We start from the raw sequence: 1,320 nt of genomic DNA, 5'->3' as shown, positions 1-1,320 counted from the left end.
CCGCCACTCAGGGCAGCAAGCCTGCGGCCAAAGGCAATGGTGCCAAGCGACCGGCTCGGTGATATTTGCTGATTAGCAGAGCGATAGAAATAAAAAGGCGACCGGATGGTCGCCTTTTTAATTTTACAGTCAGATGATAACTAGAACTGTACATATAAACAATGTCTGTACAATTATCAGTATTTTACTGAGTCAATTAACTGCACTATCTTTGATTTGTAAATATCATATGGTGCAGAGACTGTTCTCGGTTTATTTATGCACTCTAAGTTATGGACGATACTCCAGTGTATTCTACTTGAAGTAAAACCCATTAACTCTAAAAGAGCTGATGGTGATTTTAATCTTAGAAAACAACCTTTAGATAGCTTAACCTTGTCGTGAAAATGTTCTACGTGGAGCTCCTTAATTACTCTAAGGGCACTTTTTTGGTTTGTTTTATTACCAATAATTCCTAAACAATAGAGTGAAATAATTACTAGGTCACTATAATAATAATTTATGGATATATCCCCGTCTTTCAGTATTACATCTTGCAAGATAACACCACCACTAATTCCAGCACTTAGATTTGACCACATTGAATGTTTGCTCATCAGGAACAAATCTGGGCGTAATACACCTTTTGCGATATCCCATGTCTTTGTAGTTGAATTGACCATGGTCGATTTTACTTGTATTTTTCGGCTAATATCCTCTGAGTCAAGTACAAGATCGTAACCATTATCATCAACATCTGTGCGATAAGATTTTAGATAGTTTCCTTGCATGGCATATGCAAGTTGTAAATCGAATAGTAACTTATTTATTAGTATTGATTCACGCCGAATTGAATTTTCAGGACCATAAAAAAAACGTCTAGCAAGTTCATTATTCATAAATGTTAACCATTATATAATTGGCTCGGTAAAGGTGCGACATGAAATAATTGTGTTGCAAGACACTTTGTTTTTTGTCAATACATAGTAAAACCATTCATGGGCAATTCAGGACATCCACCTTTTGTTCATAAATTCTATTTATTAGTGGAGAGGTTTATCCTCGCCCCAGTGACCGAAGCGAACGAATTAAGTTATTTGTTGTGTGTTTTTTAATTTGATAAGAATACATACAGCATGCCAAGCGTTATTCTCTAGTTCCTGATTTATTTCTGATGTAAATAGTTGCGTACTGAATGTATCACCAAGTATTTTTTTTGATTTTTGATGAAAATTATGAGCTTTATTTGAAACTTTATCGTTTGCCGCATTTTGTGAGTTTGCGCAGCTTGAGCTGTAAAATGCAAAAGCTCCGAACTGATATGAGTTTTTATCTTTGTTA

At 35.3% G+C, this 1,320-nt stretch carries 2 protein-coding genes; both read right to left on the bottom strand.

Going from position 1 to position 1,320, the window contains the following annotated elements; all coding sequences use genetic code 11:
* Window positions 1-176: 176 nt before the first annotated feature.
* Window positions 177-878 carry a hypothetical protein gene (locus AACS24_RS03755; protein ID WP_146181454.1) on the bottom strand — a complete coding sequence of 234 codons (702 nt, stop codon included), beginning with the start codon at window positions 876-878 and terminating at the stop codon, window positions 177-179.
* Between the two features lie 189 nt (window positions 879-1,067).
* Window positions 1,068-1,320 (bottom strand): hypothetical protein (locus tag AACS24_RS03750; RefSeq protein ID WP_219927751.1); only part of this gene is annotated, 253 nt, incomplete at its 5' end.

Source organism: Aeromonas sp. HMWF016, assembly GCF_963878195.1.
GTDB lineage: Bacteria > Pseudomonadota > Gammaproteobacteria > Enterobacterales > Aeromonadaceae > Aeromonas > Aeromonas lacus.
The sequence above is the reverse complement of the archived record's forward strand: the minus strand, read 5'-3'. Positions and strand labels throughout refer to the sequence as shown.